Source organism: Pseudomonas extremorientalis (genome assembly GCF_024584605.1).
GTDB lineage: Bacteria > Pseudomonadota > Gammaproteobacteria > Pseudomonadales > Pseudomonadaceae > Aquipseudomonas > Aquipseudomonas extremorientalis.
This window is the reverse complement of record NZ_CP089519.1, coordinates 690,539-707,699: the sequence shown is the minus strand read 5'-3', so window position 1 is coordinate 707,699 and position 17,161 is coordinate 690,539. Positions and strand designations below refer to the sequence as shown.

Genomic DNA, 17,161 nt, shown 5'->3' with positions numbered 1-17,161 from the left:
GAGGCCCGGACAAGGCATGGCGCGATGGCCTGTTTGATCAGCGTGTAATGCTGGCCTTGATCGATGGGTACGGGCAATGCTGAGTGTTCGACTGCAACGGACTTGGACATGGGATGGCTACTGTGTGATCTGAAGACCACGGGATCCTAGGTCCCCCGCAGAAGGGTGCGGGCCTAACTATTTATCCGACGTTCGCTGTGATCAGGTAAACGTCAATCGAGCCCACGCTTGGGCTGTTCGGACACCGCGAACCGCCCGTTCCTGCGTACGCTTGCAAGGTAGCCTAAGCGTACTTATCTACCGCGTCACTTCCCTGCGCGAGTGATGTGCTGTCACCTCCTAAACCCAAGGAGTGACTCATGTCAGTTCTACGCCCAACAGACGAGACTCGACCGACCGTTTCAGAGAGCGTGCACAGCACTTTCCTCGAAAGCGCCATCCCCGACTGGTTGATTCAAGCCACACCACAACAACGCAAAACCCTCAAGGCCGCCGGCACGGTGCTGCCGGACTGGTACGTGCAGGCCTCGGCGACGCAACGCAACGCGCTGCAAGCCAGCATCGCCACCCATTTCGCCGCACAGACCCGGTTGGACAACACCATGTCCAGTCTGGAAGACATCGACACCTTCGCCCGCCCCCTGCTGGTCAACGCCTTGAAAGAGCGGTTCAACGTCACGCTGGATGTCGACAAGACCTTCATCCGGCTGAGAAAAACCGTGTCCCTCACCGAGTTCTATATTCCTGTCGGTTGGTTCGAAGCGCTCAAGTTGCCGCTGCTGCAAGCGGCACTGCACAACTTCGAGGCCTCGGAATGCGAAGCCGGCGCGTTTCATTCCTCCTCGGGGTTCGTGGTCCAGTCGGCGAACGCAGACGGCTCCACCGCCGTCACCACCCCCTTGACGGTGGAGCAGTTCACCAGCCTGTGCCGTTCGCTGGATATCGGCGCGAAATACCAGGCTTACCTCAAGGATTTCCTGGAGCCCAATAACGCGGTGGCGCAGGCCGTCCTGCAGGAGCGATTCACCGTCGCGCATAAATCAGCGTTGCGCTCGGCGGCTGAACAGGCCTTGTTGAAAAATGACATCACCGACGCCGATTACCGCATGGTGTTGTCGGTAATCGACGGCGAAAAAAAGCCGGTGCTGAACGGCAAGCGCATCTGGTTGCGCGACCTGAGCCTGACGCAACACCGACTCACCGGTGTGGTGGTGTTCGTGGTCAGCGGCGAACTTCACAACGGGAGCGAGTTGCTGCTGTACATTCCCGACGATCCCCAGGCACCGCTCAAGCGCTACACCCTGGGTCAGCTCACGCCGCTGTTCAAGCAACGACTCACTGCCGCTGATGCCACGCCGGCTCCGCAGGAAGGTCCCACGACCTACCAGCGGTTCTTCAGCCAGTTCATCCATTATGGAGAGCGGGCGGAGTATTTCAGCCAGTTCACCCAAGACACCTCGGACACCTCCCTCGCCCAGAAGCTCTTGCCCTATAAACCGCTGATTGATCAAATACGACAGGGGATCGACCCGTTCTATTTCTTCAGCACCACCCACCCCTCGCCACCACCTGCTCCACCCAAACAAGTGCCCAATCCTGATCCGCGCCTGGAGCCGGTCATCACGCCGCCGGCCCACGGGGGATGGTTCTGGGGCGAGGACCTCGACCTGTGGACCTATCTCTACGCACAGCATCGCGCCAAACTCTACGCCGACGCACGCGCTCATGCGGTGCCCACGGCAGATGTGGATGCCAGCGTACGCTCACGCAAACTGGCGCAGTTGCTCAACATCGGCATGCTGGTGTTCACGGGTATCTCGATGTTCATACCGGCGTTGGGTGAGGCCATGATGGCGGTGATGGGCACCCAACTTCTGCTGGAAACCTTTGACGGCGTGAAGGAGTGGTCGGAGGGCGATCGCAAGGCGGCCAAGGCCCACCTGATCGACGTCGCGCAAAACCTGGTGCAGTTGGCGGCGATGGCCGCCGTGGGGAGAGGTTTTACCAAACTGACAGCGGTGCCGGCTGAACCGGTCGTCGAGGCGACTCAGCCAATAACGTCGAGCGATGGCAAGAGCCGCCTGTGGAAACCCGACCTGAGCCCCTATCGTACCTCGATCCAGCTGGCGCCCGATGCCCAGCCTGATGCGCAAGGGCTGTACAGCCATGAGGGGCAGACGATCTTGCCGCTTGAAGGCTACACCTACCGCGTCACGCAAGATCCGAACACCGCCGAATACCGCATTCAGCATCCTACCCGTCCCGAGGCCTACTCACCGAAACTGGCCCAAAACAACCAAGGGGCCTGGCGCCACGAAGGCGAAACCCCACTGGACTGGGACGACACCACTGCACTCAGGCGCCTGGGCCATACCACCGAGCCGCTGGACACTGACCAGTTGCTCAAGGCCCAGGAGGCCAGCGGTGTCACAGCCGACGCCCTGCGCGAAGCGCATGTGAATGGCGAAGTCACACCGCTGTTGCTGGCCGATTCGCTGCAACGCTTCAAACTCCACCAGCAGGTCAACGAACTCATCCAGCGGCTCAAGAGCTCCGATCCTTTCGTCTTTCCCAAGGCCGACCTGGGCACGCAACTGGACCTGATGAAGCGCCGTGGACTGTTGTCCAGCTCCCCGCCATTGCGGGTGATGGACAGCCAAAGACGCGTACTCTGGGATGACGTACCCTCCCTGTCACCCCAGCCCAGGCGCACGGTAGTACTCAACGAACAGCACCTGGCTCGAGGCGAGGGACTGCATCAGGTGCTGTACACCCTGCAAGGCGCCGACCCTGACCTGGTCGACATTCCCGGTTCGCCCCTGGACACGCTGCCCATGCGGGCCGCCAAACTGCGTCGGCAACTGGGCGAGTTTGTCGAGTCGATCAAGCCTTCGTATGTCGAGGAACGTTATCAGCAACTGACCGCCAGCAACGACCCCGATGTACAACGTGTACAGGACGCGTACCCTAAACTGCCGACACGCATCGCCGAGCCGTTGCTTAAAGAACTCAGCGCTGCAGAATTGGCAGCCTTTCGCCGCAGCGCGCGCCTGCCGGTCGCGCTCGCCGAACGGGCGCAATGGGCCGAGCAGGAAACCCGGGTGTCGCGCGCCTATGAAAACCTGCACTTGAACACACCGTCCGACCTCGACAGCCAGCGCCTGGCCCTGCGTACCCTGGAGACCTTGCCCGGCTGGCCTAGGGGAACGCGCGTGGAATTGCGCCAGCGTATGCCCAACGATGCTCAGGACGTCTTACTCGATGCCATCGGCGAGGCGGGCGGAACACCGAGTAAAATCCTTGTACAGCTCGACGATGGGCGGTTCGAAGGCAACCACGCCACGGATTTGTACGATGCCATTCTGAATACGTTGTCACCGGGTGAACGTATCGACATGCGGGTGACCGACACCGACCACCTGCGGGCTGCCATCCAGTCCACTCCCTTGCCCCGCGAACAACTGCGTGCTGTGTTGCTCGAAAACCCAGTGCGAAAACCTGCCTACGACGCCACGATGCGGTTGCTCGGTGGCGGGCGTGGCTACGAGAAACTCAAAGCGCAGCTCAGCACTGCGCAACAACGGGTGCGCAAGCTTTACCCCTCATTCAGCGATGAGCAAGTCAGGGACTTTATCGAATCGCTTGGCAGCGAAGTGCGTTCATCCTTGACACGACGGGAAGCCGAGTACCGAAAGCTTGAGGACGATTTGAACGTGTGGGTCGAGGCCAACAACCCGCGAGTCGGCGCGTACGCCAGTACGGTCGCTAATGACATCAAGCGCTGCTGGCGTCGTGAATCGGGCAGTACGCTCAAACTCATCAGCTATGTACCGCTGGACCTGCCCGCGCTCACGGCAGACTTCAGCCATGTCACCGAATTGGAACTGCGTACCCGCCTGTGGGGTGGCAACACGCAGACGTTCCTGAATAATTTCAACCAGCTTAAAAAGCTGAGCCTGGCCAACTGCGAACTCACCGCCGTCCCTGAAGGGCTCGACAGAATGCCTCAGCTGACTCAGTTGAGGCTGAACCAGAACAAGATCGTGCTCACCCCACAAAGCGCCGCACGGCTCAGCGCACTGCACAAGCTGGAAACCCTGGAGCTTTCGGGCAATCGCTTGGGCCTCACCCCGGACTTCAGCGCCATGCGGGAGTTGAAGAGGCTGGACCTGTCGGGTTCCGGAATCGAACACTGGCCCACCGGCCTGCTGGACAAAACCAACCTGGAGTTTCTGAACCTGCGCGATAACCGCCTGAGTGAGGTTCCCGAGGCAAATCTCGACCCGCAGCCCGAACAGCTGGAAACCATCGCCAGGATCAACGATGTCACGTTCCTGAAAGGCAACCCGTTTCCTGAAGCCTATCGGCAACGCTTCGACACTTACTGGCAACGCTTGGCCGCGGAACGTCCGGACCTGATCAAAACCCATGACGCGTTCGACATGAACAACCCGCACCTTGAACGCGCACGCGCGCTGTACCCCAATCGCAACACGCTGGAGATCCGGCAATTCATCTGGGATTTGGGGGAGGGTCTGGAAGCGGAGTTGTCGCGCCTGGAACAAGAATTCCAAGTGCTCAATACACAGCTCAACACGTGGGCCTCTGCCGGTGGCAACATCAACAGCAGGACCGGGACCGGCTACGTGCGCACCCGCCAGCGCATGCTCAATTTCGCGGGGCGGGATGATCGCTACCTGGCAAGGGACCGGATAATCAGTTGCTGGCGCAAGGAAGGGCCTCAACAAAAGGCTTTCGACCTTACCCCCATAGGTTGGGAATTGGACCTCAGCAATCTCACCCTGCCAAGCCTGCCGGAGCTGGACGCAGATTTCAGCCACGTCGGCTCGCTCAAACTCAATAATATGAGTCTGAGCACCAGCCCCGAGCAATTCCTGCTACGCCATCGCGGTGTCCGTTGGCTGGATATGTCGAACAACCAGTTACGCGAGTTGCCCCAGGCCCTCAATCAAATGAACGGGCTGACCCGCTTGCTTTTGCATGGCAACCAGATCCAGCTCACTCCCGTAACCGCGCAAGTGCTGGCCCAGCGTACAACGCTCAGGGCGTTGAGCATGGCGATCAACCCCTTGCGCATCGCTCCGGATTTCAGCGCTATTACCGACTTACGTACGCTGAGCCTGCAGAACTGCGAGCTTGAAACCTACCCGACCGGAATCGGCGCGCAACCGCTTCTGGAGTACGTTGCATTGTTGAACAACCGCATCACCGAGCTTCCCGACTCACTCATCAATCCGCCTGCCGAGCAACTGGCGCAGTCGGCCCGCATCACTAACACCATCAGGCTCCAAGGCAACCCGCTGACCGAGGCGACGCGACAACAGCTGCGCCAATACCAGGCGCGCCTCGAGCAGGTAGGCCTGAGTTCGGCCGACCACCCTAACCAACTGGTTTCCTCGGCACTGCAGGTTACGTCGACGCCAAGAGTACACGCCATCGGTCAACAGCAGACCCGCTGGATGCGAGGCGTGCCCGACGCGCAAATCGCGCCCCGTACGGCCCAATGGCAGCAATTGCGAACACAACCGGGCAGTGACGGGTTCTTCGCCATGCTCGAAGGCATGAGAGAGGCGCCCGCCGGCCATGCAGACCTGCAGAACCGGGTCTGGACAGTGATCGACGCTATTACCCAGAACACTGCGGAATCCGCGGCACTGCGCGAACAAATATTCGAGTGGGCCGGCCGCGCAACCTGCTGTGACCGCGCCGGATTGTCGTTCAGCAACGTGGAGATCATGGTCATGGCGCACAACGCCAAGGCACTGGCCAGCGATGTGAACCAGGGCGCTACGCTGATCAAGCTGGCCAGGGGGTTGTTCCGCCTCGACGAGGTGGAAAAAGCCGCGTTGAACGATATCGCCCGGCGTACCCAGGCGATCAATGACAATCCCAGGTACTCGCCTACGGAAAAACTCCAGCAGATCGCACTGTTGGATGAGGTCGAGATCAGGCTGGCCTATCGCTTCGGACTCAAGGGCCCGGACCAACTGGACTTGCCTGGACAACCGCAGACGGCGGCCTACACCGCAGGCAGGGTGAGCGAAGACGTGCTGAAAAAAACCCGCCAGGAGATCCTCAAGCTGAACGATTCACCGGCCGAATTGCAGGCGCTGGTCGCCAGGGAGTTCTGGCAGGAATACCTGGCCCAGAAGTACAAGGGGCAATTCGAGGAGCAGGGCCAGCCCTTCCATGAACAACTGGCGGCCTTGCATGACGAACACGCCGAGGGTCGGTTGTCCGACAAGCTTTATGATCAGCAGGCCAAGAACTTGCAAGCCGGGCTTGCCATCCAGGAAGCCACGCTGATGGAGGCACTGACCCGCACAGAGCTGAAGACCCATCCGCTCAGCTGACCCCACGGCGCCAGGGGCGTCGCTCCCTGGCGCTGTTTTATCTACCCCGGCCTGCGCCTACTTACGTGATTTGCTGTCTGCTCCCAATACCCAAGGAAAGACCGCATGACTATTTCAACTTCGCCAAAAAGCGAAGCGACTCCCTCCGCGTCAAATAGCCTGCACGACGCGTTCTTCAAAAGCACCCTACCTGAGTGGCTGACAAAAGCCACGCCACAGCAACGCGAGGCGCTCAAGGCCGCTCCCGTAACATTGCCCGACGGCTACCTACGGGCCTCGGCGGCGCAACGCAAGCCCGTGCATGACAGCATTACGGCCAGCGCGACCGCTCAAGCCCGCCTGGCTGAGGCAATATCCACCTTCAAGGAAATCGATGCATTCGCCAAACCCTTGCTGGTCACGGCGCTCAAGGACCAGTTCAACGTAGAGCTTGAGGTCGACAGCACTTACATCCGTCTGCTTCAACCGCTGGAAATCGGCATCTTCGGTATCGATGTGAGTAGCTTCGAGGTGCTGAAGCTGCCGCTGCTCGACGCCGCCCTGCACAACTTCGAAGCGTCGGAATGCGAGGTCGGCGCCTTTCATGCCGCATCCGGCTTCATGGTCGAGCATGCAGGTGAACTCATACCGCTTGCGACATCGCTGACCGTACCGCAATTTACCGGGCTGTGTCGCTCTTTGGATATCGGCGCGCAGTACCAGACGTACCTCAAAAACTTTTTCAAGCCCGCCGATGCCGTCGCCCTGGCGGCATTGCGCGAGCCCTTTATCGACGCACACAAAACGGCCCTGCGCGCCGCCGCCGAAATGGCCTTGCTGAACAAGGACATCCTGCCCCAGGATCATCGGATGATTCTCTCGGTCATCAATGGCGAGCTGACACCCTCTGTGGATGGCCGGCCTGTGTGGTTCCGCGACCTGACGCTAATGGGCCACCGCATGATCGGCTGCATAGTGTTCGTGATCAGCGACAAGTACCGCTACACCGATGACTCCATCATCTATATCCCCAACGACCCATACCATCCGCTCAAACGCTACACGGACGCCGAACGCATCGCATTGTTCAAGAAGCGCCTGGTCACACCCGATCCGACACCGTCCGCAGGTGACCTGCCCACCCAGGACCAACGCTTTTTCAGCCAGTTCGTGACCTACACCGAACGCCCGAATTACTTTGGGCGGTTCACAAAAGACGCGCCATCGGGCAGCTTCAGTGAGGCGCTCAAACCCTACGGGTCGATAATCAACGACCTGGTGCGCGGCGCATTCACCTTCGCAGGGTTCAAAAAATTGCCGCCCGCGGCACCCCGCCCCCAGGTGCCGTTGCGTGATATCGACCCCGCCCCCGGTGGCGTGGCGCGCAAAGGCCATGGAATGTGGGCGGCCAACGTCGACCTGTGGGCCTACCTGTTCGACCAGCACCGCGACAAGCTCCTCGACGATGCCCGCGCCCATGCCGTGCCCACCGCGCAGGTGGATGCCCAGGTACGCTCACGCAAATTCTCGGCATTGCTCAATATCGGCCTACTGCTGCTGACCGGCGTCTCGATGTTGGTGCCGGGGCTGGGCGAGGCCATGCTCGTATTGATGGGCGCCCAACTGTTATACACGGCGTTCGAAGGGGCCATAGAGTGGAGCGAGGGCGACCGCAAGGCGGCCAAGGCCCATCTGGTGGACGTGGCCGAAAACCTGGTGCTGATCGGCGTGATGGCCGGTGCCGGCAAAGGCTTCGGCAAACTGCTGGCCGTGCCGGCTGAACCGGTGGTCGAGGGCTTGCACCCGGTCGTGCTGCCCAACGGAGAAACCCGCCTGTGGAAACCCGACCTCAAAGGCTATGAAAGCGATGTCAGCCTGGCCGCCGATGCCCGCCCTGATCCTCTGGGGCGCTATGAAGTCGACGGCAAGACCTATATCCGTCGGGACGGCAAGGTTTATCAAATAAGCCAGGATACCGCGAGCAACGCCTGGCGCATCCAACACCCCAGCAAGCCCGAGGCCTATCAACCGCTGCTGCGGCATAACGGACAAGGCGCATGGCGCCATACCCTGGAACGTCCCCTGACGTGGGACCGCCTGACCCTGCTGCGACGCCTGGGGCATGCCACCGAGCCGTATTCCGACGAGCAACTGCTCAAGATCGCGGATATCAGCGGTATCAGCGACAACACCCTGCGCAAAGTTCACTTGGATAACCAACCGCTCCCCGCCGACCTGGCGAATGCCATTCGCCTGTTCGATGCCGACCAGGGTGTCGACGCAGTAATCGTCCAGGTACAGAGCGGCCAAGCCATCGACTCGCGATACCTTTACTGCCTGCCGTTGATCACCGAGCTGCCACGCTGGCCAAGGGGTCGGGTGCTGGAAGTGTTCGACGCACCGGACCTGACGGGAACCCCTGTACGCTACGGCGCCGAGCGGCTGGCGGCAGGCGATCCTGTCAAGGAGCCCATCCGCGTGAACCGCGAGGAGGTTCTGGCCGATGGCTTGCCGGCACGTATCCTTGATGCGCTGGATGAGGCCGAGGTTAACCGCCTGCTTGGCGGTGAGGGCGCTCGCGTCCGAGAGGCCCGGCCCGATGAATTCAGGAAACAGCTCAGCGACTTCGCCCAGACCCGCCGGTCGGCTATTTTTGAACGTCTCTATGAAGGCGCCCAAGCCCAGGACCCGCGTGTCGCGCAATTGCGCAAGGCCTCGCCGGGGCTTAGCCAGGCTGCGGCCAATGAGATCCTGGCCCATACGCCTGAGGAAACCCTCGCCCGCCTTGAAAGCACAGGCACCGTGCCCTTGGCCATGCGCGAAGAAGCCCACTGGTATGCGCGGCAGGAACGCCAGACCCGTGCCTTTGCCGGGCTGTACAGTGAACACGTTGCAACCACCGACACCAAGCGCCTGGCCTTGCACGCGTTGCAGCAATTACCCGGTTGGTCGGACACTGTGCGCCTGGAAATACGCAGGGACAGTATCGACGGGGCACTGATCGATGCCATCGGCGATGAAAGCAGCACTGTGCGTAAATACCTGGTCAAGGACGGCCCGACCTACCAGGCGTTCAATGAACGCGGTGAACCCCTCAACAGTCGACCCCGGTATGGCGACAACTTCTATGCCTCCGTGCTTCACGCCTTGCCTGACGAAGCCCGGCAGGCCTTGGGGATCCCTCACGTAGGCCAGCAGGCTCAATTGCGCGAGGCGATCATCCGCAGCGCCAAAGAACATGCGCGCCTGGCCCCCCAGTGGATCGAGCAGGCCCCACTGCGCCCCATGCCGCCTTCGCGCGCGAGAACCCACCAGATAGGGTACGCCTTCAGTGGGCGCGGGCGAGGCCTGGCGCCGTCCCTGGAATCCAGGGCGCGGGATGTGTACCACGGGCTGACCCCGAAAAAGGCCAAGGCGTTTATCCGGCGCTTGAAAGCCGCCGGAAAAACCGACAACCAGATTTACGACCTGTTGCAGCAACGCCGACGCGAGTGGGAAGACCTGGAAGCCACACTGGAGCGCTGGGTCAATGAAGGGTCAGTCGACAGAAGAGCAACCGCCGATGCATTGAAGCGCTGCTGGCAAAACGGCCCCCTGGCCGAGAATAACAAGGCCTTTACCTACTTCTACCTCCCGGCCGACGGACCTCTGCCCTTCATCGCGATAGATTTCCCCCACGTGCGTAAGCTGAGTGCCTGGCATCTTACGGTCGAACAACTGTCCAACCTCTTCCCCAACCTGGAAAACCTCAAGATCTCGGTACGAGAGGAGCATGCCGGAGACCTGCTGCTGAAACTCAAACAAACGCCGAAGATCAACCACTTGGAGCTCAGCGTAAAACTCACGCCCCAGGTGTTGAACGGCTTGGGTGACCTCACTCACTTGGTTGAGTTGAAAGTGAACGATGATGGGTACGGCTCACAAATGCAGCCAACCCTGGACGTCAGCCCCCTGCGCCAACTGCGCCGCCTGGAAATAAACTCGCCGCGGATGCTCTTCTGGCCGACAGGGGTATTCCAACTTCCGCGCCTGACCCGTCTGAACCTATACCGAACCGGCATCAGAACGGCGCCTTCGGAGTTGCTGACCAGCAGCAACCGGTTCGTGAAGGCACTGTCGCTGGACTGGAGGAAGTACCCGCTCGACCAATTCAGGCTGGCCTACAACAACTTCATAAGCCGACCGCACATCGTCGACCTGGAAAGCATGGTCCAGGACTTCTGCACCGGGGAATTGGATCGAATGTCCCACGAGACGGGTTATCACAACAGTAACGAAATCAGCAGAAACTTCGCCACGCAATGGTCAACGCATCAGGCACGCTTCCAAGCGATTGAGGCCCTCAGCGAACAGTACAACACACTCAGCACGTATCTGGAGGCGTGGTCCCAGGCCGACGCTGGCCCCCCCGTCAGCATGAAGACACAAACAATGAACTCCCTGAAGGGCTTATGGGGCGCAGGGGCGCTTGAACGCTACTCACAAAATCAACTGCAGAGTACGCCCCGCGTGCGCCATTTGACGTTGAGAGACCTGCCGGCCACGGCGCTACCAGACTTGCCGGCCAACAACTTCAATCATGTGACCGATGTGCGCTTGAGTGGCCTGAATAACCTGCGCGCGCCCATAGAACAAGTCCGCGGTTTTATCGCCGCGTTCCCGCAGTTGAATATCTTGCAGCTGGACAATTGCAACCTTGCCGAAATGCCGTTTTCTGCCCAGCAGCAACGCGGGCTTCAGCATCTTTCGCTGAAAAACAATCCGCTGACAACCGCAGACGTTACAGGCCTGTCGGACCTGCGCAGCCTGAACCTGGGAGGCACCCATTTGGAACAGGTACCTACCGGCGTCGAGACACTGGAGCAGCTCCACTCATTGGACCTGCGCAACACCCGGATCACCACGTTGCCGCAAGCCTTGCTGGACCGCGAGGCATTACTCTTTGATATCAAGGTTGAAGGTGCACCATTGAGCTCGACCAGCGAAGCCGCTCTGGACGCTGCCAGGGCGCAGGTTGAACAGAACCGGAGTTTGCCTGCCAACAGTCTCAAGCGCCTGGCCGATGGCGTGCAAGACCACTTTCCTCCCTCCGAAAGCATCGCTTCAGTGGTCGGCCGGTCGCTATTGAAGCTGCCAATCCCCGAGACGGCCCCGGGCTCTGCGCCCCTGACTCAACGCCTGCAACGCCTGCTGCCGCCGCTGGAGACACCGTCAGTGGATCAGTGGCTGGAGCGAATGCGCGGCGAAGGCCTCAGTGATCTGCAGATCCATGCCCGCATCGATGGCTGGAACCTCACGCAGGAAACGCTGATCCATCAGCTCAACGCTTGGTTCATGGCACGCATCCCCTCGGCAGATATCGATCTTCTCCCCGCAGCCTTCAATCACAGTCGCGTCATTGAGAATATTCTGCAGTGCTGGCGCCGCGGATTGATGGCGGACAGCGCAGGCCAGACCCTCACCTTAACTGGCCTGCGCGTAGGAGACCTGCCGACCCTGACCGGGGATTTCTCGCATGTGCGCAACCTCGACCTGTCCGGAGTTATGATCACCGCGTCAGGAGCCAACGGGTTCCTGGACAGTTTCAGTGGACTGCATTCGCTGTTGCTGGTCGACAATGGGCTTCAACGCTTGCCCATGGCACTGGAACGCATGCGCGACCTGCGCGACCTGGACTTGGCGTACAACCTGTTCCACGACGAGCAGACACTGCACAGCACCCTCAGCGAGCTCCGGCATCTACAACAGTTGAACCTGAACAATAACGCCCTGACCAGCTACGGCATCGACAGTACCTCGCCACTTCGGATTTTGAACCTACGCAGCAATCGCCTGACCGATTGGCCCCAGGGCACTCTGGAGTCGAGCCGCCTGCGCCAACTCGACATCGGCTCGAACCTCATCACATCGATCCCGCTCGAGGCGCTGGACGGTAGCCACGATAACCTGATGGCGGGGACCGATATCTCAAACACCCCCACTCTGTCCGAACAAAGCTTGAGCGCACTGCTCGCTTACGGCGACCGCACGGGAAGCGCCCGCGCCCTTGGCATGACCCGTCACGAACTCGCCGTGGCGCTGCGCCTTGAATTGCCGCACATCGCAGGCGTCGATCAAGTCGCACCAGTGCCCTCGACGGACAGTCGCCTACTTGCCCCCTGGATCAGTGAGCTGGGAGCGCTCCAACAGGATCGCTTCCGGGAGATGTGGGCTCAATTATTGGCTGAACCCGACAACGCAGAATTCTTCGACTTGCTCAAGAGCCTGCAAAACACCGATGAGTTCAGGTACGCACGCGTCGATCTGGCGCAGCAAGTACGCACGGTGCTGGAAGCCGCTGCCGGTAACACGGAATTGCGTCAGACCCTGTTCGGCCTGTCTGCCAGCCATGGCACCTGTGGGGATGGAAGGTTGCTCACGTTCAGCGGGCTGAGGGTCAAGGTCTACGAGCAACAGACACTGATGAGCATCGACCCCACCCGCCTGGATTTGAAAGGCGACGCCCTGTTGAAGCTATCCCGCCAGTTGTACCGCCTGGATAAAACCGAAGAGCTGGCGATGGCGTTCATCAAGCAAGCCAGTGGCATGGTGGACCAGGCCGAAGTCCGGTTGCGCTACCGCATCGGCCTGCGCGCTGGCTGGAAAGACAAACTGCTGCTACCTGGGCAACCCACACGCATGATGTACGACCGTCCGATCAGTGGCGAGACACTGGTCAAGGCGCGCCAGTGGATTCTGGAACAGGAACATAGCGATGTCTTTTATGAAAACCTGATCACCCGGGATTACTGGCTGGACTACCTAGGGCAAAAATACCCCGTAGAACTCGAAACCCTGGAGAGTGAGGCCGACCGCAAACACCAGGCCCTGGAAGACGCCCATGAAACAATGGACGAGGACTACCAAAAGGCCGTGAATATGCTGGAGATTGATCGCCAGACGGAACGCAACCTCAAACTGCTGGACCTGTCACGTCGGGAGGTCGCCGAGTTGACGCCGCCTGGCGACGACAGCCCGCAACCCGGCCCCTCCAGAAACATGACAGGCGACCGTGCGCCATAACGGTCGCCCTGGCGTTCAACCCCTTAGAAGTTCTCGCGGGGGTTGAACGCCGCTTTTTGCGCCAGCTCCTGCCACAAAGCCTTGACCGCCTCATCGTCCGACTTGGGCATCACGGCCTTGAGCTGCACGAACAGATAGCCACGTTGCCCGGCCTTGTTCAGCAGGCCGTGGCCCTTGGCACGCATGCGCTGGCCGTTCTGGCTGTTGGCGGGGACCTTGAGGTTGATCTTGCCGGTCAGCGTCGGCACCGCCACTTCCGTGCCCAGCGCCAATTCCCACGGCGTCAGCGGCAGGTTGATGATCAGGTTTTCGCCATCCACTTCAAACCTGGGGTGTGGCGCGAACTTGATGATCAGGTACAGGTCGCCATTGGCCCCGCCGCCAATGCCCGGCGCGCCCTGGCCCTTGAGCCGGATGCGCTCGCCGTCGGTCACGCCGGCGGGAATCTTCACGTTCAGGCTCTTGGTGGTGTTGCTGACATGCCGGCCCGAGGCGTCGTACTGCGGCACCTGGAAGCTGATCTGCTTGGATTCGGTGGACAGGGTCTCCTCGAGGAACACCGACAGCTGCATCTCCACGTCCTGGCCTTTACGCCCGGCAGGACGGCGTTGGCCGCCACCAAAGGCGTCGCCACGGGAGCCGAAGATCGAGCTGAAGAAGTCCGAGAAATCCTCACCGCCACCACCGCCACCAAAGCCGCCATGGCTCTGCCAGCCCGGTGGTCCCTGGAACGGTTGGCCATGCTGGCCGTATTTGCGCAGCTCGTCGTATTCGGCGCGCTTGTCGGCACTCTTGAGCGCCTCATAGGCTTCGGACGCGTCCTTGAACTTGGCTTCGGCGTCTTTTTCCTTGCTCACGTCGGGGTGATATTTGCGTGCGAGCTTGCGATAGGCCGCCTTGATTTCCTTATCGTCGGCCGTCGGCTCTACGCCCAATATCTTGTAATAGTCTTTGAAATCCATCGGCGGTTCACCATCCTTAATCGAGATCGCACAGCCCGGGGCACAACGTGCGCTGCATTGCACTTGTTGAGTGATGTGGCCTGGGGATGCGTCAAAGTGTTATCGGCACTTGCCGTATGCAGCAGATGTGGGGGCGAATACCCAACTTTCAAGCACGATTTAGCGGATAGTCGGCCTACGCATCCGCCTTCGACTGGCATACACTGCGCGGCCGTTTTTCAACCGGAACCCGATAGACATGAAAAACCCATCCCCAGCCCGTGCCTGCGGCATCGACTTTGGCACGTCCAACTCCACCGTCGGCTGGATCCGCCCCGGCGAGGAGACGCTCATCGCGCTGGAGGACGACAAGATCACGTTGCCGTCGGTGGTGTTCTTCAACTTCGAGGAGCGCCGCCCCGTGTACGGTCGCCTGGCCCTGCACGAATACCTGGAAAACTACGAAGGCCGGCTGATGCGCTCGCTCAAGAGCCTGCTGGGTTCCAAGCTGATCAAGCACGATACCAGCGTGCTCGGCACCGCAATGCCGTTCACCGACCTGCTGGCGCTGTTTATCGGCCAACTCAAGAGCCGTGCCGAAGCCAACGCCGGGCGCGAGTTCGAAGAAGTGGTGCTGGGTCGCCCGGTGTTTTTCGTCGATGACGACCCGATGGCCGACCAGGAAGCCGAGAACACCCTGGTCGACGTGGCGCGCAAGATCGGCTTCAAGGACATCTCGTTCCAGTACGAGCCGATTGCGGCGGCGTTTGACTACGAGTCCACCATCGAGAAAGAAGAATTGGTGCTGATCGTCGACATCGGCGGCGGTACGTCCGACTTCTCTCTGGTGCGCCTGTCGCCGGACCGCCGCCACAACGACAACCGCCAGAGCGACATCCTCGCCACCGGCGGCGTACACATCGGCGGCACCGACTTCGACAAACAGCTCTCGCTGAACGGCATGATGCCGTTGTTCGGCTACGGCAGCCGCATGAAAAGCGGCGCCTACATGCCCACCAGCCACCACATGAACCTGGCCACCTGGCACACCATCAACTCGGTGTACTCGCAAAAATCCCAGCTGGCCCTGGGCAGCATGCGCTACGACATCGAAGACACTGGCGGCATCGACCGCCTGTTCAAGCTGATCGAACAGCGCGCCGGGCACTGGTTGGCCATGGAAGTGGAAGAAACCAAGATCCAGTTGACCCACGAAGACAGCCGTCATGTGCCGCTGGACCGCATCGAAGCCGGTCTGAGTGTGGACCTGAGCCGGGCACTGTTCGAGTCGTCCATCGACACGTTACTTGAGCGCGTGCGCAACAGCGTCACGCAGTTGCTCAACGATGCATCGGTCAGCGTGGCCCAGGTGGACACCGTGTTCTTTACCGGCGGTTCCAGCGGGATTCCGGCACTGCGCCACAGCATTTCGGCGATGCTGCCGAATGCACGGCATGTGGAAGGCAATATCTTCGGCAGTATCGGCAGTGGCCTGGCGATCGAAGCAAGCAAGCGCTACGGCAGCTGAGTTTTATCTGAAACGCTGCGTCGCGCCCATCGGGGGCAAGCCCCCTCCCACCTTTGAATGTGTTCACAGATCAAAATGTGGGAGGGGGCTTGCCCCCGATGGGCCAGACCGGCCAATACAAAGCCTAAACCATCCCACCGAGCTTCAGCTCACTCTTCAAATACGCATAGTAAATCGGCCCCGCCACCACACCCGGCAGCCCAAAAGCCGCCTCAAACACCAGCATCGCCAACAGCAACTCCCACGACTTGGCACTGATCTGCCCGCCCACGATCCGCGCGTTGAGGAAGTACTCGACCTTGTGGATCACGATCAGGTAACCCAACGCCGCCACCGCCACCCAGATCGACAGCGACAGTGCGACGATGGTGATCAGGGTGTTGGACATCAGGTTGCCGATCACCGGCAGCAGGCCGAGCAGGAAGGTCAGCACGATCAGGGTCTTGGTCAGCGGCAGGTGGATACCACACAGCGGCAGTACCACGGCGAGGAACACGGCGGTGAAGGCGGTGTTGAGCGCGGCGATCTTGATCTGGGCGAAGACAATGTTGCGAAACGCCTGGACCAGCAAGTGCAGGCGGTCGAACAGCGCGGCGGCCAGGGGTTTGCGTTTGGTCAAGTCGGGCACGCGCTGCAGGGCGATGATCGCGCCGAGCACCATGCCGATCAGCAAGGTGACGAACATGTGGGCGGCGTCTTTGCCCACCAGTTGCAGTTCGCTGAGGTGCTTGCTCAGCCAGTCTCCGATGGCCACACGGAACTCGGCAGCGCTGGCGGGCAGGTAGGCGTCGAGGAACGGCGGCAACTGGCCGCGTGCGCGGTCGACCACGCCCATGAATTTGTCGAGGGACGCCCCGGGGTTTTCCGCTTCGTGGAGCAGGAAGCTGATGGCGCCGGCAAAGATCAGCGCCAGCACGCTGACGATCAGGGTGCCCAGCAACGCCACCGCCAGCCAGCGCGCACGCCGGCCTTCGATCAGCCGTTGCAGTTGAGGGGTGAGCATGTTGACCAGTTCATAGACCAACAGGCCGGCCAGCAGGCTGGGCAGCAATTTGAGCGGCAGCACCAGCAGCAACCCGCCAAAAATGATGATGTAGCTGGCCAGCAATAGCACGTGACGCTGAGAAAACGTTGGCATACAGCCTCAAAACGAACGGCGTTAAAGGATGGGCAGTCTGCCAGCCTTGAGGGAATCAAGCGAGTGGGTCGATTATGAATGCGATCAAGTGTGGGAGCCGGGCTTGCCCGCGATGGCCTCGCCGCGGTGTAGCAGACAG

5 protein-coding genes are annotated in these 17,161 nt (G+C 60.6%); 3 read left to right on the top strand and 2 right to left on the bottom strand.

The window, feature by feature from the left end:
- The first annotated feature begins 359 nt into the window (after window positions 1–359).
- Window positions 360–6,374: a dermonecrotic toxin domain-containing protein gene (locus tag LUU92_RS03030; protein ID WP_257103139.1), complete on the top strand. Its 6,015-nt coding sequence runs from the start codon at window positions 360–362 to the stop codon at window positions 6,372–6,374.
- A gap of 105 nt (window positions 6,375–6,479) precedes the next feature.
- Window positions 6,480–13,415, top strand: coding sequence for an NEL-type E3 ubiquitin ligase domain-containing protein (locus LUU92_RS03025; protein ID WP_257103138.1), 6,936 nt, complete (start codon window positions 6,480–6,482; stop codon window positions 13,413–13,415).
- A 23-nt stretch (window positions 13,416–13,438) separates the two neighbouring features.
- On the opposite strand, the gene LUU92_RS03020 is transcribed toward LUU92_RS03025, so the two are convergent.
- A complete protein-coding gene (locus tag LUU92_RS03020) occupies window positions 13,439–14,377 on the bottom strand; it encodes a DnaJ C-terminal domain-containing protein (protein ID WP_257103137.1) in 939 nt (312 codons plus the stop codon).
- Between the two features lie 238 nt (window positions 14,378–14,615).
- Between LUU92_RS03020 and LUU92_RS03015 the strand changes: the two genes are divergently transcribed.
- Complete coding sequence (locus tag LUU92_RS03015; RefSeq protein ID WP_257103136.1) at window positions 14,616–15,884, top strand: Hsp70 family protein; 1,269 nt, start codon at window positions 14,616–14,618, stop codon at window positions 15,882–15,884.
- 124 nt (window positions 15,885–16,008) lie between these two features.
- Here LUU92_RS03015 and LUU92_RS03010 read toward each other — a convergent pair whose 3' ends face one another.
- On the bottom strand, window positions 16,009–17,022 hold the full coding sequence (locus LUU92_RS03010; RefSeq protein ID WP_027607720.1) for an AI-2E family transporter: 1,014 nt from the start codon (window positions 17,020–17,022) through the stop codon (window positions 16,009–16,011).
- Window positions 17,023–17,161: the final 139 nt, after the last annotated feature.